This window comes from Streptomyces sp. NPDC005784, from assembly GCF_042871525.1.
Taxonomy (GTDB): Bacteria; Actinomycetota; Actinomycetes; order Streptomycetales; family Streptomycetaceae; genus Streptomyces.
In genome coordinates this window covers 113,648-136,239 of record NZ_JBIAIQ010000004.1, presented here as the reverse complement: position 1 = coordinate 136,239, position 22,592 = coordinate 113,648, and the positions used below count along the sequence as shown (strand labels likewise).

24 protein-coding genes are annotated in these 22,592 nt (G+C 70.3%); 18 read left to right on the top strand and 6 right to left on the bottom strand.

The window, feature by feature from the left end:
* Positions 1-180 precede the first annotated feature (180 nt).
* The 12 genes from ACFYR3_RS08515 (at position 181) to ACFYR3_RS08460 (ending at position 9,900) form a co-directional block, all read left to right on the top strand.
* Positions 181-483 (top strand): TadE/TadG family type IV pilus assembly protein, encoded by a 303-nt coding sequence (locus ACFYR3_RS08515; RefSeq protein ID WP_389282133.1) that lies wholly within the window; start codon positions 181-183, stop codon positions 481-483.
* Positions 484-501: 18 nt separating this feature from the next.
* Positions 502-1,842: a CpaF family protein gene (locus tag ACFYR3_RS08510; RefSeq protein ID WP_355847598.1), complete on the top strand. Its 1,341-nt coding sequence runs from the start codon at positions 502-504 to the stop codon at positions 1,840-1,842.
* 238 nt (positions 1,843-2,080) lie between these two features.
* Complete coding sequence (locus ACFYR3_RS08505; RefSeq protein ID WP_261702240.1) at positions 2,081-3,022, top strand: type II secretion system F family protein; 942 nt, start codon at positions 2,081-2,083, stop codon at positions 3,020-3,022.
* A 13-nt stretch (positions 3,023-3,035) separates the two neighbouring features.
* Positions 3,036-3,926, top strand: a complete 891-nt coding sequence (locus ACFYR3_RS08500; RefSeq protein ID WP_261702241.1) for a type II secretion system F family protein — start codon at positions 3,036-3,038, stop codon at positions 3,924-3,926.
* Positions 3,926-5,362 (top strand): sensor histidine kinase, encoded by a 1,437-nt coding sequence (locus ACFYR3_RS08495; protein ID WP_389282130.1) that lies wholly within the window; start codon positions 3,926-3,928, stop codon positions 5,360-5,362. Before ACFYR3_RS08500 ends, ACFYR3_RS08495 begins: the two co-directional genes overlap by 1 nt.
* Positions 5,355-6,086, top strand: a complete 732-nt coding sequence (locus ACFYR3_RS08490; RefSeq protein WP_355847607.1) for a response regulator transcription factor — start codon at positions 5,355-5,357, stop codon at positions 6,084-6,086. Before ACFYR3_RS08495 ends, ACFYR3_RS08490 begins: the two co-directional genes overlap by 8 nt.
* Before the next feature lie 102 nt (positions 6,087-6,188).
* Positions 6,189-6,392: a hypothetical protein gene (locus ACFYR3_RS08485; RefSeq protein WP_355847610.1), complete on the top strand. Its 204-nt coding sequence runs from the start codon at positions 6,189-6,191 to the stop codon at positions 6,390-6,392.
* On the top strand, positions 6,389-6,994 hold the full coding sequence (locus ACFYR3_RS08480) for a pilus assembly protein TadG-related protein (RefSeq protein ID WP_355847793.1): 606 nt from the start codon (positions 6,389-6,391) through the stop codon (positions 6,992-6,994). Before ACFYR3_RS08485 ends, ACFYR3_RS08480 begins: the two co-directional genes overlap by 4 nt.
* A gap of 15 nt (positions 6,995-7,009) precedes the next feature.
* A complete protein-coding gene (locus ACFYR3_RS08475) occupies positions 7,010-7,603 on the top strand; it encodes a hypothetical protein (RefSeq protein WP_355847613.1) in 594 nt (197 codons plus the stop codon).
* Between the two features lie 3 nt (positions 7,604-7,606).
* Positions 7,607-8,254: an OmpA family protein gene (locus ACFYR3_RS08470; protein ID WP_389282127.1), complete on the top strand. Its 648-nt coding sequence runs from the start codon at positions 7,607-7,609 to the stop codon at positions 8,252-8,254.
* Between the two features lie 85 nt (positions 8,255-8,339).
* The gene (locus ACFYR3_RS08465; RefSeq protein ID WP_389282125.1) at positions 8,340-8,963 is read left to right on the top strand and encodes a dihydrofolate reductase family protein; all 624 of its coding nucleotides are present in this window, start codon (positions 8,340-8,342) and stop codon (positions 8,961-8,963) included.
* Between the two features lie 40 nt (positions 8,964-9,003).
* Positions 9,004-9,900: an LLM class flavin-dependent oxidoreductase gene (locus tag ACFYR3_RS08460; protein ID WP_389282123.1), complete on the top strand. Its 897-nt coding sequence runs from the start codon at positions 9,004-9,006 to the stop codon at positions 9,898-9,900.
* Positions 9,901-9,926: 26 nt separating this feature from the next.
* On the opposite strand, the gene ACFYR3_RS08455 is transcribed toward ACFYR3_RS08460, so the two are convergent.
* Positions 9,927-10,439 (bottom strand): DinB family protein, encoded by a 513-nt coding sequence (locus ACFYR3_RS08455; RefSeq protein WP_389282121.1) that lies wholly within the window; start codon positions 10,437-10,439, stop codon positions 9,927-9,929.
* Positions 10,440-10,524: 85 nt separating this feature from the next.
* Between ACFYR3_RS08455 and ACFYR3_RS08450 the strand changes: the two genes are divergently transcribed.
* Positions 10,525-11,313: a class I SAM-dependent methyltransferase gene (locus ACFYR3_RS08450; RefSeq protein WP_389282119.1), complete on the top strand. Its 789-nt coding sequence runs from the start codon at positions 10,525-10,527 to the stop codon at positions 11,311-11,313.
* 222 nt (positions 11,314-11,535) lie between these two features.
* Here ACFYR3_RS08450 and ACFYR3_RS08445 read toward each other — a convergent pair whose 3' ends face one another.
* From ACFYR3_RS08445 to mgrA, 3 genes are all read right to left on the bottom strand, one after another.
* Positions 11,536-12,687, bottom strand: coding sequence for a winged helix DNA-binding domain-containing protein (locus ACFYR3_RS08445; protein WP_355847631.1), 1,152 nt, complete (start codon positions 12,685-12,687; stop codon positions 11,536-11,538).
* 358 nt (positions 12,688-13,045) lie between these two features.
* Positions 13,046-13,390, bottom strand: coding sequence for a DUF192 domain-containing protein (locus ACFYR3_RS08440; RefSeq protein ID WP_355847633.1), 345 nt, complete (start codon positions 13,388-13,390; stop codon positions 13,046-13,048).
* A gap of 411 nt (positions 13,391-13,801) precedes the next feature.
* Positions 13,802-14,839, bottom strand: a complete 1,038-nt coding sequence (mgrA, locus tag ACFYR3_RS08435) for an L-glyceraldehyde 3-phosphate reductase (protein WP_355847636.1) — start codon at positions 14,837-14,839, stop codon at positions 13,802-13,804.
* Positions 14,840-14,983: 144 nt separating this feature from the next.
* Here mgrA and ACFYR3_RS08430 point away from each other — a divergent pair, with 144 nt between their 5' ends.
* The 4 genes from ACFYR3_RS08430 to ACFYR3_RS08415 all read left to right on the top strand — a co-directional run bounded on the left by ACFYR3_RS08430 (position 14,984) and on the right by ACFYR3_RS08415 (position 20,076).
* Positions 14,984-15,757: an isoprenyl transferase gene (locus ACFYR3_RS08430; RefSeq protein WP_355847639.1), complete on the top strand. Its 774-nt coding sequence runs from the start codon at positions 14,984-14,986 to the stop codon at positions 15,755-15,757.
* A gap of 320 nt (positions 15,758-16,077) precedes the next feature.
* A complete protein-coding gene (locus ACFYR3_RS08425) occupies positions 16,078-17,403 on the top strand; it encodes a PhoH family protein (protein WP_355847642.1) in 1,326 nt (441 codons plus the stop codon).
* A 410-nt stretch (positions 17,404-17,813) separates the two neighbouring features.
* Positions 17,814-18,530 (top strand): transglycosylase SLT domain-containing protein, encoded by a 717-nt coding sequence (locus tag ACFYR3_RS08420; RefSeq protein ID WP_355847645.1) that lies wholly within the window; start codon positions 17,814-17,816, stop codon positions 18,528-18,530.
* 136 nt (positions 18,531-18,666) lie between these two features.
* Positions 18,667-20,076 (top strand): AI-2E family transporter, encoded by a 1,410-nt coding sequence (locus ACFYR3_RS08415; RefSeq protein WP_355847648.1) that lies wholly within the window; start codon positions 18,667-18,669, stop codon positions 20,074-20,076.
* Positions 20,077-20,241: 165 nt separating this feature from the next.
* On the opposite strand, the gene ACFYR3_RS08410 is transcribed toward ACFYR3_RS08415, so the two are convergent.
* Positions 20,242-20,775: an alkyl hydroperoxide reductase gene (locus ACFYR3_RS08410; RefSeq protein ID WP_389282115.1), complete on the bottom strand. Its 534-nt coding sequence runs from the start codon at positions 20,773-20,775 to the stop codon at positions 20,242-20,244.
* A 6-nt stretch (positions 20,776-20,781) separates the two neighbouring features.
* Complete coding sequence (locus ACFYR3_RS08405) at positions 20,782-21,336, bottom strand: peroxiredoxin (RefSeq protein ID WP_356781109.1); 555 nt, start codon at positions 21,334-21,336, stop codon at positions 20,782-20,784.
* Between the two features lie 299 nt (positions 21,337-21,635).
* Between ACFYR3_RS08405 and ACFYR3_RS08400 the strand changes: the two genes are divergently transcribed.
* Positions 21,636-22,544: a LysR substrate-binding domain-containing protein gene (locus ACFYR3_RS08400; protein WP_355847796.1), complete on the top strand. Its 909-nt coding sequence runs from the start codon at positions 21,636-21,638 to the stop codon at positions 22,542-22,544.
* The last annotated feature ends 48 nt before the right edge of the window (positions 22,545-22,592 follow it).

The following is a 22,592-nucleotide window of genomic DNA, read 5'->3' as shown; positions in this document are numbered from 1 at the left end:
TGCCACGCCGCCGCCCGGCTCCGCGGGTTCGCCCGGCTCCGCGCCACGGCCGGGCTCCGCGCCACGGCCGAGAGCCGGGCCGCGGCCCGGCCTCGCACCGCGGCCGGGCTCCGCCCGGTGGGCGGGTTCTGTGGGGCGCGACGGCCTCGGGGGGACCGGGGTGTCTCCATCCTGGAGTTCGTGGGGTTCCTGCCCATCCTGCTGATGATCGGGATGGCGACCATCCAGCTCGGTCTCATCGGGTACGGCATCAACCAGGCCGGTTCCGGGGCGCGGGCCGCCGCGCGGGTCGCCTCGCAGGGCGGCGACGGCGGGGCGGCGGGACAGGCTGCCGTGAGCGGATGGCTCAATCCGCGGGTCCCGCCGCCCGCAAAGGGCCCCGACCTCACCACCGCGACGGTCACGGTCCACGTCCCCGGCGTCATCCCTCTCTTCCCCGGCTACGACCTGACCCGCCGCGCCACCATGCCCACCGACGACTGACCGGGAGGAGCCGACACCATGAGCCTGCGTTCCCGCATCGCCGCCCCCGACGAGGGGGGTCCCGCCCGTGAGGACGGACACCTCGTCGCCGTCTACCGCGCCAAACTCCTCGAAGAGATCGACCTCGCCGAGATGTCCAGCCTGGCGGCGGCCGAACGCCGGGTCCGGCTCGAACGCGTCCTCGGCCACATCATCAGCCGCGAGGGCCCGGTCCTCTCCACCGCCGAACGCTCCCAGCTGATCCGCCGGGTCGTCGACGAGGCCCTCGGGCTCGGCGTCCTCGAACCCCTCCTCGCGGACGCGTCCATCACCGAGATCATGGTCAACGGCCCGGACTCGATCTTCGTGGAGCGAGCCGGCCGCGTCGAACAGCTGCCGCTGCGCTTCGCCTCCAACGAGCAGCTCATGCAGACCATCGAGCGCATCGTCTCGACCGTCAACCGCCGCGTCGACGAGTCCAACCCGATGGTCGACGCCCGCCTGCCCACCGGCGAGCGCGTCAACGTCATCATCCCGCCGCTCGCCCTGACCGGCCCCACCCTCACCATCCGCCGCTTCCCCCGCGCGTACACACTCTCGGAGCTGATCGGTCTCGGCTCGCTCGACGAGCAGACGCTCATGCTGCTCGCCGCGTTCGTGCGGGCCCGCTTCAACGTCATCGTCAGCGGCGGCACCGGCAGCGGGAAGACCACCCTGCTGAACGCGCTCTCCGGCCTGATCCCCTCCCACGAGCGCATCATCACCATCGAGGACTCCGCCGAACTCCAGCTCCAGCAGGAGCACGTCATCCGCCTCGAGTCCCGCCCCCCGAACGTGGAGGGCAAGGGCCAGATCACCATCCGTGACTTGGTGCGCAACTCGCTGCGTATGCGCCCCGACCGCATCATCGTCGGCGAGGTCCGCGGCGGCGAGACCCTCGACATGCTCCAGGCCATGTCGACCGGCCACGACGGCTCCCTCGCCACCGTCCACGCGAACTCCGCCGAGGACGCCCTCATGCGCCTCCAGACCCTCGGTTCGATGTCCGAGGTCCAGATCCCCTTCGAGGCGCTCAAGGACCAGATCAACTCCGCCGTCGAGGTCGTCGTCCAGCTGTCCCGGCACGCCGACGGCTCCCGCAAGGTCACGGAGGTCGCGCTGCTCGTCTCGCACGGCCGCGAACAGTTCCGCGTCACCCCCGTCACCCGGTTCGTGCCCCGCCCGGTCGGTCCCGACCGCGTCGTCCGGGGCCACTTCGAGCACCTCCCGCTCCCGCGCTCGGTCGCCGAGAAGCTGTACGTCGCCAACGAGCCGCTGCCGCCCGCCTTCGGCGTCGCCCAGGCCATCGACGTACTCAACACCAGGCAGGCGATCGGATGACATCCCCCACCTCCGGGTTCCCCACCTCTCGGCCGTCCACCTCCGGGTCCCCCACCTCCGGGTCCCCCGCCTCCGGGTCCCCCGCCTCCGGGTCCCCCGCCTCCGGGTCCCCCGCCTCCGGGTCCCCCGCCTCCGGGTCCCCCACCTCCGGGTCCCCCACCTCCGGGTCCCCCACCTCGGGGTCGCCCACCCCCGGGTCCTCCACACCTGGGTCCTCCACCCCCGAAGGGAGGCAGCCGTGAACGACCCCGCTCTCCTCGCCCTCGGCGGGACGCTCCTCGGCGGCACACTCGCCGTCGCGGGCGTGCACTCCTACGCCTCGGGCCGCGCCCAGCGACGGGATCTGGTCGACCGCCTCTCCGGCGGCGGCCCGTCGCACATGGCGGGCCGCCGCGTCCGCCGCTTCGCGGGCATCGACCGCCGGCTGCGCCGCACCCGCCTCGGCCGAACGATCCACTTGCGCCTGACGGCCACCGGACTCGACGTCACGGCGGGGGAGTTCTTCACCTACGTCGCCACCGTGGTCGTCGCCCTGTGGCTGATCGCGGCCGCCACGCTGGCCCCGTTCTTCGGCCCGATCGCCGCCGTCCTCGGCGTGTGGAGCGCGGCCATCTTCCTCAACTGGCAGCGCCAGAAGCGCATCGAGGCGTTCATCAACCAACTCCCCGACGTGGCACGCCTGCTGGCCAACGCGACGGCGGCCGGCCTCGCCCTGCGTACGGCGCTCGCCATGGCGGCGGAGGAGCTGGAGGCCCCGGCGGGCGAGGAACTCGCTCATGTGGCGGATCAGTTGATGCTGGGCCGCACCATCGACGACGCCCTCGGCGAGCTCTCCGAGCGCCTGCCCTCCCGTGAGCTGATCGTCCTCGTCACGACCCTCGTCCTCGCCAACAAGGCGGGCGGCTCCGTCGTCAGCTCCCTGCGTAACCTCACCCAGACCCTGGAGGACAGGAAGGAGACCCGCCGCGAGGTCCGCACGATGCTCTCCGAGGTCAACGCGACCGCCTTCACGGTCCCCTTCCTCGGCATCGGCTCGCTGGTCCTGATCAACTCCTCGAACGAGGGAGCCCTCGCCCGCGTCACCGGCTCCCCGCTGGGCCAGGGCCTGGTGCTGCTGGCCCTCGGCCTCTACACCGTGGGCTTCTTCGTCATCCGCCGACTCGGCAAGATCGAAGTGTGAGGGAGGGGTCACGTTGCTGCCGCTGCTGCTCGCCGTCCTGATGGGTGCGGCCGTCGCGGGCGTCCTCCTGGGCGTCCGGATGATCCGCGCCGACGTCAAACTCCCCAGCGATCTCCAGCTCGCCCTGGAGGTCGGCGGCACCCGTGTCTCCGCCGCGGACTCGGCTGTCGACCGCCTCGGCATGCGCTTCGCGCCCACCGTCCTGCGCCTGATGGGTCCCCGGCGCGTGGACGCCAAACGCCGCCGCATCGACATGGCGGGCAACCCCGGCGGCATGACGCTGAACCGCTACGCGGCCCGCCGCGCGGTCTACGGCGTCTTCGGCGTCGTCCTCGGCCTGGTCTTCCTCTCCAACGGCCAGCTCCTCTTCGCCGTGCTCACCCTCGCCTTCGGCCTGGTCGCCGCGGACGCCCTCATCTGGCAGGCCGTCCGCGAACGCAAGGAGGTCATCGACCGCACCCTGCCCGACTTCCTCGACGTCCTCGCGGTCGTCGTCTCTGCGGGCCTCGGCTTCCGCCAGGCCCTGGACCGCGTCGCGGAGAAGTACGAGGGTCCCTGGGCCGACGAACTGCGCATCACCCTGCGCCAGATGGACATGGGTGTCAGCCGCCGCCAGGCCTTCGACGAGCTCCGCAGGCGCAACTCCTCAGAGCAGGTGGCCCAGTTCGTCTCGGCCCTCCAACAGGGCGAGGAACTCGGCTCCCCGATCGCCGAGACCCTCATCCAGCTCGCCACGGACATGCGCCGCACCGACGCCCAGAACGCCCGCCGCCGCGCCGCCAAGACCATCCCCAAGGCCACGATGGTCACCCTCGTCTTCATGCTCCCGGCCACGATGATCCTCATCGCCACGGGCATGTTCCTGGGCTCGGGGACGAACTTCGGCTCGATCCTGGGGCGCTGATGAACGCCTTCCTGAGCGGTCGAGGTCACGCGGGCCGACGGTGGCGCTGGTCCGCCCTTTTCGCGCGAAGCCGCGAACGCGACGCCTTCGGACGTGTCTCGCACCATGCTCTTCTGGATGAGCGCGAGGCCCGGACCGGACGGGGCACCGGCTACCTCGCGGACGACGCCCCCGCCCCCGGCGGCATCCGCCTCCAGCTCAACGCCCTCCAGGCCCTGTGCCGTCAGGCCTTCGCCGTCCGCCTCGCGGCCATCGCGGTCGGCGCCCCCTTCGCGATGTCGAACGCCACGGACGGCCTCGCCCGCTACGCCGTCCTGGCCGCGGCCGTCCTCGGCGTCATGGGCTCCTACGCCATGCTCCGGGACTGGGACCGCTTCGGCCCCCGGCTCCTGGCCCACCCGACCCTGATGGGCCTCGACCTCACCTTCGGTGCGGTCCTGCTCCTGACCGCGTCCCCGGCCTCCCCCCTCGCCTACGCCACGGTCTGCACCCCACTCCTCTCGGGCCTGCTCTACGGCTGGCGCGGCGCGGGCGTCTTCACCGGCTTCCAACTCGTCGTCCTGCTCTCGGTGTTCAGGGCCTGGGAGCACCGGCCGGGAGCGGGCTCCAACACCCTCCTCATCGCGGGCTTCTGCGTCGGCGCCGGCATCATCGGCGTGACCCTGCGCAATCTGATGTTCCGCTTCGGCACGGCGAGCCGGGCCCTGTCCGAGGCGACCAGCAGGCTCGCCGTCGCGGAGGCAGTGGAGTCCGAACGGGCCCGCCTGGCGCGCGAGATGCACGACTCGGTGGCCAAGACGCTGTACGGCCTCGCACTCGCGGCGGAGGCCCTGGCCGCCTCGGCGGACGGCGCGAACCCGCGGGTGCTCAAACGCCAGGCGACGGTCGTGGCCGACGCGGCGCGTCTCGCCGCCGCGGAGTCCCGCACGCTCCTGTCGGACCTGCGGCGCCACACCGACCTGACGGACCCGGACAGCGACCTCCTGCCGGAACTCGGTTCCATGGCAACGGACTTCGAGGCTCGAACCGGTCTTCCCACCGCCGTACGACACCGGGGCACGGGCCTGATCCTGCCCTGCAGCGCGGCCCACCACGTCCTCGCGATCGTGTCCGAGGCCCTGGAGAACGCCCACCGGCACGCGGGCGCGAGCGCGGTGACGGTCGAACTCGACGTGTCGGCACACGGGTTCTCGCTGCGCGTAGGTGACGACGGCGTGGGCCTGCCGACGGCCATGACCCCCGCCATGCTCGCCGCCTGGACGAGATCCGGCCATTTCGGCCTGCTCGGCATGACCGAACGGGCCGCCTGCGTCGGCGGCCTCATCACCCTGGACCGCTCCCCGCGAGGGGGCACCGAGGTTCGGCTGACCCTCCCGCTCCCGTCGGCCGCCCTTCCCTCTCCCCCCACTCCCCAAGAGGAGGCCGCACATGCCTGACCAGGCACTTTCCGGCCCGCCCCTGCGTGTCCTCGTCGCCGACGACAACCCGGTGGTACGGGCCGGCCTGACCGCGCTGCTGGACGCGCACCCCGACATCGCCGTCGTCGCGGCGGCCCGGGACGGAGCGGAGGCACTCGCCTGCGCCGCCCGCCTCATCCCGGACGTGGTCCTGCTCGACGTGCGCATGCCCGGCACGGACGGCCTCACCGCACTGCCCGAACTGTGCCGGATCGCCCCGGTGATGATGCTGACATACAGCCGCGAACCCGAGGTCGTGGCGGAAGCCCTGCGTAGAGGAGCCTCCGGCTATCTCGTCCATGGCGAGTTCACGGCGGCCGAACTGATCGCCGCCGTACGGGACGTTCCCAATCGACCCCCGACTGTCCCGGATTCAATCGGACTTTCGCACCAACCGCCCTCTTTCTCTTCGCAGCTGCAATCAACTGTGGCACAGTCTTCGGAGGTTCGGCCCGCACCAACGGCGGGACTTCACCGTCATGCCGGCCATCGGCCCGACTTCGGCCTGAGTTCAAGGGAGGTGGAGGTGATGGACCTCATCGCGGCCGGCATGAACAACCGCCAGATCGCCGCCACCTGCTTCATCGCCGAGAAGACCGTCAAGAATCACATCAATCGCATCTTCGCGAAGCTGCACAGTTCTTCGCGCAGCGAAGCGATCGCCCACTGGCTGGGCACCACCCACGAGGGGTGGAGCCGATGACTCCTCGGCCGAGAAGTTGGGCCCCTGGGCCCACCCGGTGTAGGCGACTTCTCACATACGGTGCTCGGGTCGCTAGTGGCATCGGCCGGGAGGGCAGTCCTGATGAACAGGTTCACCATGTGGACACGAACGGTGATCTCCCGGACACGGGGCACGAACCGGGACGCGGGAGCGGGGTTCGTGGAGTACGCGGGCCTGATGATCATCATCGCGGGGATCTTCACGTTGATCGACCAGATCGGCCTGGACGGGTTGATCTCCACCGCGATCAGGAACGCGGTCACCCAGGTCACCGGCGGCGGCTGAGCCGACCGGTCCGCGGCGACCGGGGGCAGACCCTTCCCATATATATCTGGCTGACGGGGATCCTGCTCTTCGCCGCATTCGCCTTCTTCGCCTTCGCCCAAGCAGCGTCCGCCCGCAATGGAGCTCAATCCGCGGCGGACGCTGCTGCGTTGGCGGCCGCACAGGACTCCCGAGACGAGCTGATGGCCGGGTTGACGGGAGCCGTCGGTACGGACGACCACTGGCTGGACTGGCTCAACGGCGACAGGTTCCAAGGCGTGGGAGCGTCCGCTGCGGCCGACCGGCTGGCCGCCGAGAACGACTCGACGGTGCGAGGCGGTGCCCAGCCCGCCATCGTGAACGGATTCCCCGGCTATCGCGTGGCGATCGAGACCCGTTACACGGTGGGCGACTCAATCATCCCGGGCACGGAGAACCGTCACGCCACGGCCCAGGCGACGGCAGTCATCCAGCCTCGCTGCACCTTCGCCACTGACGCGGATCCCAAGAAGCTCGTGCAGTTGGACTGCGGCGGGCGCATTGTGGACATCGATCCCGAACATTTCAATTCGGACGACCTTCCCGACGCGTCCGTGCTGTTCTCTGTGCATCTGGCCGAGTGAGAGGAAGCCGTACCGATGGATCTCCGGCACACCATGAAGGGCCGCAGGGCCATGGCCGCGGTGGCGATCACGACTGGATTGCTCCTCACGGTGTCCGGGTGCGGCGGGGGAGATGGCGGCGGCAAGCCGACGGCGGACTCGTCCTCCTCTCAGCCGGGCAAGGGGGGCGGCGACGGCGCGAAGCAGGAGTCGCCGACAGCGAGCCAGGACCAGATACTGGCCGAGGTCAAGGGTGACGACGTGACGCTCACGATCACCTCGGCCGTGCGGGACCAGGGCGGATTCGTGACCGTGAGCGGGACGGTGACGAACGGTGGCGGCCAGTTCTGGGTCGCCGCGAACTGGCGGGGCGACGAGCGCGAGTTGAGCCGGAACGGTGCCTCCATGGCCGGAGCCTCCTTGACCGACAGCAAGGGCAAGAAGAAGTACCTGGTTCTGCGGGACACCCAAGGGCGCTGCCTGTGCACCAAGTTCGACGGCGGTGGTGTGGACGCCGGTAAGTCGGCCCAATGGTTCGCCCAGTTCCCCGCACCCCCCGCCGACACCACCGCCGTCGACTTCCAGGTCGGCTCCATGCCCCCCGCCTCCATCGAGATCTCCGAGGGCTGAGCCATGGCCCTCCCGCCCCGCGGCGCCGCGACGACGTTCACGGCCCTCGCCGTGCTGATCACCCTCGGCCTTCCGGGTCCCGCGTACGCGGACGACGGCGACCCCAGCGCCCCGCCCGGCAGCGTCACCACTCCTTCGCCCCCCGAAGTCGACGCCACCAGCCCGGGGCTCAAGCTCGCCGACGGGGCGACGCTGGCGCCCGCCAAGGTGCTGGACATCAAGTCGGTCGTGGAGGACCTCGGAGGTGAGGAGCGCCGGGAGGACACCAACTCGGACGTGACGTTCGCGCTCCAGGCGGAGGTCCTCTTCCCCAAGGACAGCTCGAAACTGAACCCGGAATCCCAGTCCCGTATCCAGGCGATCGCGGACGAGATCAGGGCCCAGCACGCGACGACCGTCCGCGTCTTCGGATTCACCGACAACCTCGGCTCGTACGCGCACGGTCTGACCCTCTCCAAGAACCGCGCGGAACAGGTGCACGACCGGCTGGCCGCCGCGCTCGGTTCCTCGGAGGCGGACATCACCTTCGAGGTGCGTGGCTACAGCGAGGACTACCCGATCGCCGACAACACCTCGGAGCAGGGCCGCCGCAAGAACCGCCGCGTGGAGGTGACCTTCCCGAGGGGCCCGGCCAACGGGAACAGCGCCTGACGCGCGCGTCACCTTCTCCGGCGCCCGGCCTCCTGGCAGCATTCCTCCGACGAACGGGTCGCGCACGAGGTCGATGGAGTCCGCCATGAGGAAGATCGTGTTGATGATGTCGGTGTCCCTCGACGGATTCATCGAGGGCCCGAACCGCGAGATCGACTGGCACCAGGTCAACACCGAGATGCTCCAGCACTTCAACGACGAGATCAGGCAGTTCGGCGCCCTGCTCAGCGGACGGGTGACGCACGAGCTGATGGCCGAGTACTGGCCGACGGCCGACAAGGACCCGCAGATCAGCCCGGAGATGGCCGAGTTCGCCGGGATCTGGCGGAACATGCCCAAGGTGGTGTTCTCCCGGACGCTCAAGCACGCCGAATGGCACACCACGGTCGTACCGGAGGTCGTGCCCGAGGAGATCCGGGCGCTCAAGGCGCAGCCGGGCGGCGACCTCGGCCTCGGGGGAGCCGATCTCGCCGCGGAGTTCCTGCGGCACGACCTCGTGGACCAGTTCAGGCTGTACGTCCACCCCGTGCTGATCGGGCGCGGCAAGCGGCTCTTCCCGGAGTCCGACGCCCCGACCGGGCTCCGCCTCATCGAGACGCGGATCTTCGAAAATGGCGTCGTACTCCTGCGCTACGAGCGCGACACCTCCGCCGACACCGGCACCGACAGCACCTCCGCCGACACCTCCGCCGACCCCGATGACGCGTAAAGCGGTTGTCCCTGGCGGGTGACCTGGGTAGGAAGGCGGGATGACGTCACTCGGTGTTGTCTTCCGGCCCCAACTGCCCCCCGAGCGGCTGCGTGCCCTGGTGCGCGAGGCGGAGGAGGCGGGTCTCGAGGAACTGTGGCTGTGGGAGGACTGTTTCCTCGAAGGGGGCATCTCCGCCGCCGCGGCCGCACTCGCCTGGACCGAGCGCCTGCGGGTGGGAGTGGGACTCCTGCCCGTCCCGCTGCGGAACGTCGCCGTCACCGCGATGGAGGCCGCCACCCTGCACCGGCTGTTCCCCGGGCGAGCCGTCCTCGCGGTCGGCCACGGTGTCCAGGAGTGGATGGGACAGGTCGGGGCGCGGGCCGAGTCGCCCCTGACGTTGCTGCGGGAGCACCTCGACGCGCTGCGCGCCCTGTTGCGCGGCGAGCGCGTGACCACCGACGGGCGATACGTGAAGCTCGACGGTGTCGCCCTCGACTGGCCGCCCGCCGAGGCGCCCGAGGTCCTCACCGGCGCCGCCGGGCCCCGTACGCTCCGCCTCGCCGGTGAGGCCGCCGACGGCACCGTCCTCACCGCCTCGACCACCGTCGACGGGGTACGGCGGGCACTCCGGCTCATCGACGAGGGACGGCGGGCGGCCGGACGGACGACCGGGCACCACCGGGTGGTCGTCTATCTGCGCACCGCCACCGGGGCGGACGCCGCCGCCCGGCTGCGCGCCGAGATCGAGGCCAACGGCGAGGACCCCGTCCCGGAACACGGCGTCGCGGGCGACGCGGACACCGTCGCCAAGGCCGTCCAGCGGCTCGCGGACGCCGGCGCCGACACGGTGGTCCTCCAGCCCACCGCCGACGAGCCGGACCCCGAGGGGTTCGTCCGCTTCGCGGCCGGGCAGGTACGCCCGCTGCTCCCCCAGGACCCGCCCGGTCGGTCATGACGCAGGAGACCGACTGTCCCGGCCCGTCAGTCAGGCCGGTGATCCCCCGTTCCCCCGTCGATCAGCTCCCGCACGATGTCCATGTGGCCCGCGTGCCGTGCCGTCTCCTCGATCATGTGGACCAGCACCCAGCGCAACGAGACCGTCCGTCCGTTCCACGTCGTGCCCACGTCGTCGAGCGTCAGCTCGGTGACGGTCCGGTCGGCGGCGCTGCGGGCGCGGCCGTAGAACTCGACGATCCGCTCCGTCGTCTCGTCCTGGCCCGCGCTCATGTCCTCGTCGGAGAAGGGGTCGAACCACAGCGGCTCGACCTCGCGGCCGAAGGCCGAGCAGAACCAGCCGTACTCGACGGACGCGAGGTGTTTCACCAGCCCGAGCAGATTGGTGCCGGACGGGGTCATCACCCGTCTGACCTGTTCGTCGTCCAGGCCCTGGAGCTTCCACAGCACGGCGTCCCGATGCCGGTCGAGACTGGCGTGCAGGGTTTCCTTCTCGCCGCCGGTGTACGGCGTCGGCGTGGCTCCCGGATTCGTAGGCATGCCCGGAACGTAGCAGCGGCCACTGACATCACCCGCCCGGGAAATCACGTCGCCCCGCGACCGCGTCCGTTGCGAGAATCGCCCCATGAGCACCGCGCGCACCTTCGAAAACTTCGTCGCCGAAGCTGAGACGGCGTCCGTCGACGGCTGGGACTTCTCCTGGTTCGAGGGCCGGGCCACGGAGGAGCGGCCCTCGTGGGGGTACGCGCGGGCGATGGGGGAGCGGCTGGCCCGCGCGCGCGGCGCCCTCGACATCCAGACGGGCGGCGGGGAGGTCCTGAACTCCGCCCCGAAGCTGCCCGCGCTCACCGTCGCCACCGAGGGCTGGCCGCCGAACGCCGCGAAGGCCACCGCCCTGCTCCACCCCCGGGGCGCCGTGGTGGTCGCCTGCCCGGAGGACGCGCCGCTGCCGTTCGCGGCCGGGGCCTTCGACCTGGTCACCAGTCGGCACCCGGTGGCGACGTACTGGGACGAGATCGCTCGCGTGCTGTGCCCCGGCGGCACCTATTTCTCCCAGCAGGTCGGCCCCGCGAGCGTCTTCGAGCTCGTCGAGTACTTCCTCGGCCCGCAGCCTGAGGAGGTCAGGAACGGCCGCGACCCGGGCCGCGCCCGTGCCGCCGCCGAGGCCGCCGGGCTCGACGTCGTCGATCTGCGCTCGGAGCGGCTGCGCATGGAGTTCCACGACGTCGGCGCCGTCGTCCACTTCCTGCGCAAGGTGATCTGGATGGTCCCGGGTTTCACCGTCGACGCCTACCGGCAAAGGCTCCGCGCCCTGCACGAACAGATCGAGACGCAGGGCCCGTTCGTCGCACACAGCGCCCGCTTCCTGATCGAGGCACGCAAGCCCCGGGGGACCGCAGATCCGCGGGACTAGCTACCACACAGGCCCCGGGGGACCGCAGACCCGCAGGCCCAGCCACCGCGCGAGCGTCCCGCGACCACGCCGCGGGCCTGCTGTCGGTCCTACGACTCCGCGACCACGCCCGCGGTCCGCCGTCAGCCACACGACCCCGCGGCCAGGCAAACGGCCCCACCGTCACCCACGCACCCCCACCGTCACCCACGCACCCGTGCCGTCACCCACGCACCCGTGCCGTCACGCATGCGGCCCCGACGTCACTTTCCCCACCACCAACTCCGGTGTCGCCTCCAGGATTTCGCCCACCCGTTCCGCCTGTCGTGCCAACTCCCTCTCCTGCGCCGCTGTCAGCCGTACCAGCGGGTCCACGGTGACCGTCGTGCGGCGTCCGCTGCGCCGCTGGTGCCAGACCCCGGACACCACGCCGTCGACGAGCAGCACCGGATGGTTCCCTGCCTGGCCGCGGGCCAGCGCCCGCTCGTAGGCGGCCCCGGGGAACAGCAGTTCACGCGGTCGGCAGCCGATGCCGTACGCGTCGAAGTACGGCAACAGCCGGACTCCGCACGCCGGTTCACCCGGGAAGTCGGTGTCGCCCGCCGCCACCCACGCCGGTCCGCCCGCGAAGTCGACCTCTTCGATCACCCCGGCGTCGGCCAGCGCGGCGAACAGGTCGCGGGCCCAGCCCCGGGGAGCCGCCGCCCACTGGGCGAAGTGCGCTGCCGTCGCCGGACCGTAGGCGCGCAGATGCCGGCGTACGAGCAGGGAGAGTGCCTCGTCGGCGGCCATCGGCCGGAAGTGCGGAGGCCGGGTGTACGTCACCTTGCGCCCCCGGTTGGGGCCGAGGCACAGGACGCCCCGCTGGCCCGCCCGGTGCATCACCTGCCGCCAGCGCGGCCACATCCCCTGGAACGCGGGCATCACCAGGTCCCCGGCCCACGTTCCGGTGCGCGCCACTACCGCCTCGCTCAGCTCGTCGAGGGTCAGCGAGGTGCCGGCCAGGGCGTCGGCGATCGCGGCGACGACCTCGTCGGCCTGCGCCGCGGTCATCCGCGCATCTTGCGCGAAGGGGCTCGGACCGGTCGGAATCGCCGTCAAAGCGGCGGTCCAGAAGGAGAGCCCGGTGGCCGGCAGCAGATGAAGGGTGCCGCGTGGGCCGTACGTCTTCACCAGCGAGCGCTCCTCCCACAGTGCCGCGCGGACGTCCGCCCGGGTCACGCCCTCGGCCCGTACGCCCACCGACACCTCCGCCGCCGACAGCACCTGCGCGTGGGCGCCGAGCATCGCGCCGACCACCTCGGCGACCGGTGTCCCGGCCCGTGCGGGAATGGACAGGAACTGCCGTTCCAGGCGCCGGGCGCTCGCCTCGGCCCAGGTGATCCTCAAGGTCATACGGCCGACGCTAGACGGGAAAGAGGTCAGTTCCTGTCCGCTGTGCGGAGCCCCGGCGACGCGCGCAACGCGGGCGGGCGGAGTGATCCACGCGGGCCCGAGCAGATTGACCGAAAGCATCCCATTGAGGGGCGCTCGGTGTGAGATGTCCGTCCGGATGACGGACGATGCCCGCCGGGGCGCCTCCCGGCGGGCATCACATCCACACGGGTTTTCCACATCGTTATCGAGCGCGTGTCGCCCTGGATGTTTGGCTCACGTAAGTTCAGACCAAGGTAATTCGCGTGAGCAAAGCTGCGCGTGTGGCACCGCGCAGCGGAGGGGGCTGCGCGGTGCTGCCTTGCCGGGTGACGTGCTGTCAGTCGTCCTGGACCGTGATCCGCGCCCCGCGCCGCACTCCCCACAGCCGCATCGCCCCGGCCTCCGCCTCCAGGACCTGCCGGGCCCGCGGCCGCGGCAGTCCCAGCCGGCCCGGACGCATCGTGCGCACCGCCAGGACCCGCGACGACCGGTCCAGATAGGCGACGTCGATCGCGAACCGCATCCCCAGTGTGTGCACCGAGTTCGCCGGTGTCAGCAGCAGCGCGCCCTCGATCCCCGAGCGCCCGAGCAGTCCGCGCCGCCGGGCGCGCGCCGACGCGGCGACCTCCAGGGGTACCGGCTCGGCCGTCCCCTCCGTCGTGTCCGTCGTGAACGTGGCCATGGGTGCGAAGTTAGCGCCGGAGTCAAGCGGGAGCGCGCCACGCGGATCACTCGCCCGGAGTACCTGGGGACAAGTCGGCGCCACGCCCCATAAGCGGGCGCAGACCCATTGGATCTCTCCCGATCCTCCGTGATTCCCTTTGAATCCGCTGCGATTCGGCCATGATCACACCCGGAATCGATGGTTCCGCGCTCACCGAGGCGTCGCCGGGTGACTCCGGAGAGTAGTTGTGGCACGCGGATGCACGCAGCATCACTTACGAAGGGTTATGGTGGAAACCCCCCCTCGGGCCGGTCCGTCTCCCCCCCCACGGACCGGCCCGTTTTTTGTGTCCTCGACGCCCCCCCCCCGGCAGGCGCCCCCGTGCGCCCCCCGGGCGGGCCGCCCGGCGCGGCCCGGGATTCCGGTGACTCAGTGCCGCTGGGCCCAGATGTTCGTGCCCTGTGTCGACACCGCGAACGTGTCGATCTCCTTCAGCTCCTCGGCCGTGAGCTTCGGGGCAGCCAGCGCCGCCAGGTTCTCCTCCAGCTGCCGCACGCTGGACGCGCCGATGAGGGCGGAGGTCATCCGCTCGTCGCGCAGCACCCAGGTGACCGCGAGCTGGGCGAGGGACTGGCCGCGCCGGGCCGCGATGTCGTTCAGCCCGTTCAGCCGACGTACGACGTCGTCGCTCAGCAGGTCCGGGTCCAGCGACTTGCCCTGGGTGGCACGCGAGCCCTCCGGGATGCCCTGGAGGTACTTGCCCGTCAGCAGGCCCTGCGCGAGAGGCGCGAAGGAGATGCAGCCCATGCCGGCCGCCTCCAGCGTGTCGAGCAGGCGGTCGTCCTCGGTCCAGCGGTTGAGCATCGAGTACGAGGGCTGGTGGATGAGCGGACGGACACCCATCCCGGTGAGGATCCGGGCCGCCTCCGCCGTCTGCTCGCTGGTGTAGGAGGAGACGCCGACGTACAGCGCCTTGCCCTGCTGGACGGCGGACGCGAGCGCGCCCATCGTCTCCTCCAGTGGGGTGTCCGGGTCGAAGCGGTGCGAGTAGAAGATGTCGACGTGGTCGACGCCCATCCGTCGCAGCGAGGCGTCCAGGGAGGACAATAGGTACTTGCGGGAGCCCCACTCGCCGTAGGGCCCCGGATGCATGAGGTAGCCCGCCTTGGTCGAGATGACCAGCTCGTCCCGGTAGGGCGCGAAGTCCTCCTTCAGCAGCCTGCCGAAGTTGATCTCCGCGGAGCCGGGCGGCGGCCCGTAGTTGTTGGCGAGGTCGAAGTGGGTGACGCCGAGATCGAAGGCGCGGCGCAGGATCGCGCGCTGGGAGTCCAGCGAGCGGTCGTCGCCGAAGTTGTGCCACAGGCCGAGCGAGATCGCGGGCAGCTTGAGGCCGCTGCGGCCCGTACGCCGGTATTCCATCGAGTCGTACCGCTCCGTTGCGGCCCGGTACAGAGAGGGGTCGTTCATGGGGACGAACCTATGTCAGGGCTCACAGGCCCCTCGGCAGCTCCCGCGTTTCGCGGGGGTAGGCTTCGCCCCGGGGGATCGTCATATGGACAGGGACTGTGCTCGGGCGCGGCTGTCCGATCCGCACGGAGGGGCTGACAACACGTGACCTTGCGCGACAACCTGCGCCGTCTGCTGGTCAGGTTCTATGCACGCAGGGTGGAAGGCCACCTCGATCACGACCAGGTGCCCAAGCACATCGGCGTCATCATGGACGGCAACCGGCGCTGGGCGAAGGCGGCGGGCTCCACCACCGCCCAGGGCCACCGGGCCGGAGCCGACAAGATCGGGGAGTTCCTCGGCTGGTGCTCCGAGACCGATGTCGAGGTCGTCACCCTCTGGCTGCTGTCCACCGACAACTTCGACCGTCCGCAGGAGGAACTCGGTCCGCTCCTCGGCATCATCGAGGGCGTCGTCCGCACCCTGGCGGCCGACGGCCGCTGGCGGGTGCACCACGTCGGTACGCGGGACATCCTGCCCTCCCCGATGCAGTCGGCGCTCAAGGAGGCCGAGGAGGCCACCGCGCACGTCGAGGGGATAGTCGTCAACGTCGCCATCGGCTACGGCGGCCGCCAGGAGATCGCCGACGCCGTGCGCTCGATGATCCTCGACGCCGCCGACAAGGGCACCTCGATGGAGGACCTCGCGGAGCGCGTCGACGTCGACCTCATCGGCAAGCACCTCTACACCGGTGCCCAGCCCGATCCCGACCTGGTGATCCGCACCAGCGGCGAGCAGCGGCTGTCCGGATTCATGCTCTGGCAGACCGCTCACTCCGAGTACTACTTCTGCGAAGTCTTCTGGCCCGCCTTCCGCAAGGTCGACTTCCTTCGCGCCCTGCGTGACTACGCGGCGCGACACCGTCGTTACGGAGGCTGAATTCCGGGGTGCCCCGCGTTGCCCGGGGCGCCCTGTGGGGACGTACGTCATCGGGAGTTAACGAACGCGCCGTCATATGCCGTGGCATGGCTTCGCTCGTTCGAGGGCATAAGCCTTGCAGGTCGATGCCCGAACCACGGGTGTCGTATCTCAGCGGACGGCTCGGGGCCGTCCGCCCGGGAGGCCCTTTGCACCAGCCCGACCGTGCGGTCAGTACGGACGAAGCGGAGGGCCGGTTTTCGGCCCGTGCATCGGTGCCGGTAACCGGTCCAGATCTCCTTCGTCGCTCCCCGACCTCATCCGAGGGGGTACGTCCTTCCGTGGTGACCAGCACAAAGCGCCGCAAGCCAGACCGGCGCACCTATGTTCTCGACACCAGCGTCCTGCTGGCCGACCCGAATGCCCTGAGCCGCTTCGACGAGCATGAAGTAGTGCTTCCGATCGTCGTGGTCACGGAGCTGGAGGCCAAGCGGCACCATCCCGAACTCGGCTACTTCGCCCGGCAGGCCCTGCGCCTGCTCGACGAGTTCCGGGTCCGGCACGGCCGCCTCGACTCCCCGATTCCCGTCGGGGAGCTCGGCGGGACGGTTCGGGTCGAGCTCAACCACTCGGACCCCAGCGTCCTGCCCAGCGGGTACCGCCTGGGGGACAACGACTCCCGCATCCTCGCGGTCGCCCGCAACCTGCAGGCCGAGGGGTACGACGTCACCGTCGTCTCGAAGGACCTGCCGCTCAGGATCAAGGCGTCCTCCGTGGGTCTCCTCGCCGAGGAGTACCGCGCGGAGCTCGCCATCACGGGCTCCTCCGGCTGGACCGGAATGTCCGAACTGAGCCTGGCCGGCGAGCAGGTGGACATCCTCTTCGAAGAGGGACACGTCCATGTCCCCGAAGCGGCCGGCCTGCCCGTGCACACGGGTCTGACGATCCAGTCGGAGCGCGGCAAGGCCCTCGGCCGTGTCACCGCCGAGGGTGACGTCCGGCTCGTACGCGGCGATCGTGAGGCGTTCGGCATCAAGGGCCGCAGTGCCGAGCAGCGCATCGCGCTCGATCTGCTGCTCGACCCGGACATCGGGATCGTGTCGATGGGCGGCCGGGCCGGCACCGGCAAGTCCGCGCTCGCGCTCTGCGCGGGCCTGGAGGCCGTCCTCGAACGCCGCCAGCACCAGAAGGTGATGGTCTTCCGGCCGCTGTACGCGGTGGGCGGGCAGGAGCTCGGCTATCTGCCCGGCTCCGAGTCCGAGAAGATGAGCCCCTGGGCGCAGGCGGTGTTCGACACGCTCTCCGCGGTCACCAGCCGCGAGGTCATCGAGGAGGTGACCGCGCGCGGCATGCTGGAGGTTCTGCCGCTCACGCACATCCGTGGCCGCTCGCTCCACGACGCGTTCGTGATCGTGGACGAGGCGCAGTCCCTGGAGCGGAACGTCCTGCTGACCGTTCTGTCCCGAATCGGCGCCAATTCGCGGGTTGTTCTGACCCATGATGTGGCGCAAAGGGACAATCTGCGCGTCGGGCGGTACGACGGAGTGGTCGCCGTCGTAGAGAAGTTGAAGGGCCATCCGCTCTTCGCGCACGTCACGCTGAATCGTTCGGAGAGGTCCCAGATTGCGGCACTCGTGACCGAAATGCTGGAGGACGGGCAGATCTGATCCCGACTGTCCTCGCCCCGTCAAAGGCTGGTGGATACACGCTGGTTGGCGCCGCCCGGCAAAGGCAAAAAGCCTAGCCGGGCGGCGTCTTGCTGCGCTGGAGTTTCCAGGAAACAGTTGAGGCAAACGGGGTGTGAGCTTTCACACGCGACGCGGAATTGCCGTGCGGCGTCGGGTTGCGGCTAAAGTCTCACTCCTGTCAGGCCCCGCATACGACACACCTGTACCCCCAGCGGTACGGAAACACCGGAACCTCAGAACTCCATAGAGCCGTCGTATGCCGCCCGCGCACCACGCGGCGCTCCCCGAGCGGGAGTTGCCCACCGGGCCCGTGTCTCCCCGTGACCCCGCAGTTGGGAGGCCAGCGCCGAGGGGCACGATTGCGTCCGCGAGGGTCACCTAAACGGGCGATGCTGGAAGGAAACCGTGTGAGCCGGATTTCGGTCCGGGGATTCGCAGTGGCTTCGGCCACGGCGGTCACCGCTGTCGGAAGCGTGGTCGGAGTTGCCTCGGGCAGCGTCGCCCAGCCCTCGAACGATGCCGAGGCGACGGCGAGCGACTCGACTCTCCTCGCTGACATACCTGCGGGCCAGCAGGCCCAGGTGCAGACCGCGTCACTGACGCAGCAGGCCGATGCCCAGGCCATCGCCGCGGACGCGAGCGCCAAGAAGGGCGCGGAGGAAGCCGCCCGCAAGCAGGCTGCCGACGACGCCGTCGCGAAGCAGAAGGCTGCGGAGAAGGCCGAGAAGGAAGCCAAGGCCCGCAAGGCGGCCGCGGAAGCGGCCAGCCGCTCCGCGACGCGTGACGCCTCCAGCTTCTCCGTCCAGTCCTCGTACACCGTCGCGCAGATCCAGGCGATGGCGGCCCAGATGGTGCCGAGCGGTCAGTTCCAGTGCTTCAGCAACATCGTGAACCACGAGTCGAGCTGGAACTACCACGCCGTCAACGCCTCCTCGGGTGCCTACGGTCTCTTCCAGGCCCTGCCCGGCTCCAAGATGTCGTCCGTCGGTTCCGACTGGCAGACGAACCCGGCCACGCAGATCAAGTGGGGCCTCAACTACATGAACAGCCGGTACGGCAGTCCTTGTGACGCATGGTCGTTCTGGCAGGCCAACAGCTGGTACTAGGCCCCGCGCCTTTCGCCGGCCGCTCAACCTTGCGAAGCCCCTCCCCGTCCTAGGGGGAGGGGCTTCGGCCATGTACGGTCGGACCCGACGACTCCAGGGGGGAGTGGTGGGGAGCAGCGGGGGAAAAGGACGTTTCATGTCGCGTGTACCAGGATGGCTCGGCAGGCTCGGCGCCGGACTCACCGAGCTGGGTGAGCGGTTGGACGAACGCCGCGCCGAGGTCGAGCTTGAATCCCAGGGACCGCTCGACGGCGAGGGCGTCCTCGACGTGCGCGCTCCCGGCACACCTGGCACCCTCCCGGAGGCTCCCGAGTCTCCCAAGGACTCGGTGACGGACGCCGAGCCGTCCGCGCTCCCGGTCCAGCGGCCTTCCGAGGAAACGGCTACGACAGCCGCGTACACGGTGACGTCCCAGCGTCCCGACCCCGCCTTCGCCGTGCCGTGGGGGGTGCGCGTCGCAGCCGAGGCAGGCTGGCGGCTGCTCATCCTCGCGGGCGCGGTCTGGGTGCTGATGCGCGTCATCAGCGCCGTACAGCTCGTGGTGCTGGCCTTCGTGGCCGCGCTGCTCATCACCGCGCTGCTCCAGCCGGCGGTGGCCCGGCTGACGCGTTACGGGGTGCCGCGCGGGCTCGCCACCGCGCTCACCGCGATCCTCGGCTTCGTCATCATGGGGCTGATCGGCTGGTTCGTGGTCTGGCAGGTCCAGGAGAACATCGACAACCTCTCCAACCAGATCCAGGACGGCATCGACGAGCTGCGCAAGTGGCTGCTCAAGGGCCCGTTCCATGTGACGGACAAGCAGATCAACAAGATCGCGAAGAACCTCCGCGAGGCGATCGGCGCGAACACGGACCAGATCACGTCGGCGGGCCTGCAGGGCGTGACGGTGGTCGTGGAGGCCCTCACGGGCATCCTGCTCACGATGTTCTCGACCCTCTTCCTGCTCTACGACGGCAAGCGGATCTGGGAGTGGTCGCTCAAGCTCGTCCCGGCCGCCGCCCGGACCGGGGTCGCGGGCGCGGGCCCGCGCGCGTGGCGCACGCTCACGGCGTACGTCCGCGGCACGGTGATAGTGGCCATGATCGACGCGATCTTCATCGGCCTGGGCATCTATTTCCTCAAGGTCCCCATGGCCGTGCCGCTCGCCGTGTTCATCTTCCTCGGCGCGTTCATCCCGCTGGTGGGCGCGGTGATCTCCGGGGCGCTGGCGGTGGTGGTCGCCCTGGTGACCCAGGGTGTCTTCGCGGCCGTCATGACCCTCCTCGTGGTCCTCGCCGTCCAGCAGATCGAGGGTCACATCCTGCAGCCGTTCATCCTGGGCCGCGCGGTCCGCGTCCACCCGCTCGCGGTGGTCCTCTCGGTGGCCGCGGGCGGCATGGTCGCCGGCATCGGTGGAGCGGTCGTCGCGGTCCCGCTGGTCGCGGTGACCAACACGGTGGTCGTGTACCTGCGTTCGTACGCCCGTGAAGCGGACCTGCGGCACGCCCCGGAACCCCGGGGCGCCACCGCGCTGGACGCGTCCCCGGCCCACCGTCCGACGCCGTAGGACCCTCCCGCCCGGCCGTATGACGCCGTAGAGCCTTCAGGCCGCCGCGGTCCTGCGGCGGGCCGGGTTCCCGAGGGACGCCAACACTCAGGGCCCCGTCCACCACAAAGGTGAACGGGGCCCTGAAAGTTCAGGCGGGCCTGGACTGCCCGGGGCGCGCGAGGACTACTCGGCGAGAACCGCCTCGGCGTCCAGCGTGGCACCGACCGCCTGGAGGACGGCCGCGATCTTGAACGCCTCCTGGATCGTCTCCCGGTCGACGCCCGCCTTGCGGAGCACCTGCTCGTGGGAGTCGAGGCACTGCCCGCAGCCGTTGACGGCGGAGACGGCGAGCGACCACAGCTCGAAGTCCACCTTGTCCACGCCCGGGTTGCCGATGACGTTCATCCGCAGGCCGGCCCGCAGCGTCCCGTACTCCGGGTCGGAGAGCAGGTGCCGCGTCCGGTAGAAGACGTTGTTCATCGCCATGATCGCGGCGGCCGACTTGGCGGCCGTGTACGCGTCGGGCGACAGCTGAGCCTTCGCCTCGGGCTCCAGCTCACGCAGCACGCGCGGCGATCGCGAGGCGATCGCGCAGGCCAGCACGGTGCCCCACAGCTGCTGCTGCGGGAGATCGCTGTTGCCGATCACCGAACCGAGGTTCAGGCGCAGGTCCTTGGCGTAGTCCGGTACGGCGGACTTCAGTTCGTCGAGCGACATGGAAGGTCACTCACCGGCCAGGAGGGCGACCGGGTCGAGGGTGTTCTCGCCCTTGGTCCAGTTGCACGGGCAGAGCTCGTCCGTCTGGAGAGCGTCGAGGACCCGCAGGACCTCCTTGGGGTTACGGCCGACGGAGCCGGCGGTCACCATGGAGAACTGGATCTCGTTGTTCTGGTCGACGATGAAGACGGCGCGCTTGGCGAAGCCGTCCTCGCCCTCGATGCCGAGGTCACGCATGAGCTCGTGCTTCGAGTCGGCCATCATCGGGAAGGGCAGGTCACGCAGGTCGTCGTGGTCCTTGCGCCAGGCGTGGTGCACGAACTCGGAGTCGCCGGAGAAGCCGAGCACCTGGGCGTCGCGGTCGGCGAACTCGTCGTTCAGCTTGCCGAAGGCCGCGATCTCGGTCGGGCACACGAAAGTGAAGTCCTTAGGCCAAGCAAAAACGATTTTCCACGCGCCCTCGTAGGTCTTGTGGTTGATCGTCTCGAACTCCTTGCCCTTCTCCAGTGAGACACAGGCAGCCAGTTCGAACTCGGGGAACTTGTCACCGACAGTGAGCACGTGCTCTCCTTGCAGCGAGGGGCAGCCCTTTTTGGGGGCATTTCCCTGGGGGTTGGACGAACTTGATGTTGGCATGGGCCGCATTGATTCGGGAAATAGCTACACTCGGTCGTGTTGATCGGATCCGACTATCAGTGACGCTCGGTGAACCGAGTCGGAGTGAGAGGTGGGCCATGGCGAGCCCCATCGGCGCCACGGGTTCGGCCCTCGGGGCGACGGGTTCGGCCCTCGGCGGGGCGGGATCCGTCAGCAGGGCGGGCGGCAAGGGGGGCGGGCGCCGCAGCCCCAGCTTCGCGCAGCTGCGCGCCTTCACCGCCGTGGCCGAGCATCTGCACTTCCGTGACGCGGCCGCCGCGATCGGCATGAGCCAGCCCGCACTGTCCGGCGCGGTCTCCGCCCTGGAGGAGATCCTCGGGGTGACCCTGCTGGAGCGTACGACCCGCAAGGTGCTCCTGTCGCCCGCCGGCGAGCGTCTCGCCGTACGCGCCAAGGCGGTACTGGACGAGGTCGGCGCGCTGATGGAGGAGGCTGAGGCCGTGCGCGCGCCGTTCACCGGGGCGCTCCGGCTCGGTGTCATCCCCACCGTCGCCCCGTACCTCCTGCCCACCGTCCTGCGGCTCGTCCACGACCGCTACCCCGACCTCGACCTCCAGGTGCACGAGGAGCAGACGGCCAGCCTGCTGGAGGGCCTCACCGTCGGGCGGCTCGACCTGCTGCTGCTCGCGGTCCCCCTCGGTATGCCCGGCGTCGTCGAACTCCCGATGTTCGACGAGGACTTCGTGCTGGTGACGCCGCTCGACCACTGGCTCGGCGGCCGGGAGGGCATTCCGCGCGAGGCGCTGCGCGAACTCCGTCTGCTGCTGCTCGACGAGGGCCACTGCCTGCGCGACCAGGCCCTGGACATCTGCCGTGAGGCCGGGCGCGCGGACGCCCCCGTCACCACCACCGCCGCGGGCCTGTCGACCCTCGTCCAGCTGGTCGCCGGAGGCCTCGGAGTGACCCTGCTGCCGCGTACCGCCGTCAAGGTGGAGACGACCAGGAGCAATCAGCTCCTCACCGGGTACTTCGCGGATCCGGCGCCCACCCGGCGGATCGCCCTCGTGATGCGGGCGGGTGCCGCGCGGGGCACGGAGTACCGGGAACTGGCGGAGGCCCTGCGCGAGGCGCTGCGCCCCTTGCCCGTAAGGGTGTTGGGCGCGGAAGCCTGAACTGCCGTACAGAGTCGGTCAATCGAACGACCGATGAAGTCTCTCGGG

Coding starts and splice junctions, on each gene's coding strand:
- ACFYR3_RS08510 (WP_355847598.1), top strand. CDS start 502: ATGAGCCTGCGTTCCCGCATCGCCGCCCCCGACGAGGGGGGTCCCGCC.
- ACFYR3_RS08485 (WP_355847610.1), top strand. CDS start 6,189: ATGAACAGGTTCACCATGTGGACACGAACGGTGATCTCCCGGACACGG.
- mgrA (WP_355847636.1), bottom strand. CDS start 14,839: ATGAACGACCCCTCTCTGTACCGGGCCGCAACGGAGCGGTACGACTCG.
- ACFYR3_RS08445 (WP_355847631.1), bottom strand. CDS start 12,687: ATGACCTTGAGGATCACCTGGGCCGAGGCGAGCGCCCGGCGCCTGGAA.
- ACFYR3_RS08470 (WP_389282127.1), top strand. CDS start 7,607: ATGGCCCTCCCGCCCCGCGGCGCCGCGACGACGTTCACGGCCCTCGCC.
- ACFYR3_RS08490 (WP_355847607.1), top strand. CDS start 5,355: ATGCCTGACCAGGCACTTTCCGGCCCGCCCCTGCGTGTCCTCGTCGCC.
- ACFYR3_RS08420 (WP_355847645.1), top strand. CDS start 17,814: ATGCTGGAAGGAAACCGTGTGAGCCGGATTTCGGTCCGGGGATTCGCA.
- ACFYR3_RS08465 (WP_389282125.1), top strand. CDS start 8,340: ATGAGGAAGATCGTGTTGATGATGTCGGTGTCCCTCGACGGATTCATC.
- ACFYR3_RS08415 (WP_355847648.1), top strand. CDS start 18,667: ATGTCGCGTGTACCAGGATGGCTCGGCAGGCTCGGCGCCGGACTCACC.
- ACFYR3_RS08410 (WP_389282115.1), bottom strand. CDS start 20,775: ATGTCGCTCGACGAACTGAAGTCCGCCGTACCGGACTACGCCAAGGAC.
- ACFYR3_RS08455 (WP_389282121.1), bottom strand. CDS start 10,439: ATGCCTACGAATCCGGGAGCCACGCCGACGCCGTACACCGGCGGCGAG.
- ACFYR3_RS08460 (WP_389282123.1), top strand. CDS start 9,004: ATGACGTCACTCGGTGTTGTCTTCCGGCCCCAACTGCCCCCCGAGCGG.
- ACFYR3_RS08440 (WP_355847633.1), bottom strand. CDS start 13,390: ATGGCCACGTTCACGACGGACACGACGGAGGGGACGGCCGAGCCGGTA.
- ACFYR3_RS08495 (WP_389282130.1), top strand. CDS start 3,926: ATGAACGCCTTCCTGAGCGGTCGAGGTCACGCGGGCCGACGGTGGCGC.
- ACFYR3_RS08475 (WP_355847613.1), top strand. CDS start 7,010: ATGGATCTCCGGCACACCATGAAGGGCCGCAGGGCCATGGCCGCGGTG.
- ACFYR3_RS08450 (WP_389282119.1), top strand. CDS start 10,525: ATGAGCACCGCGCGCACCTTCGAAAACTTCGTCGCCGAAGCTGAGACG.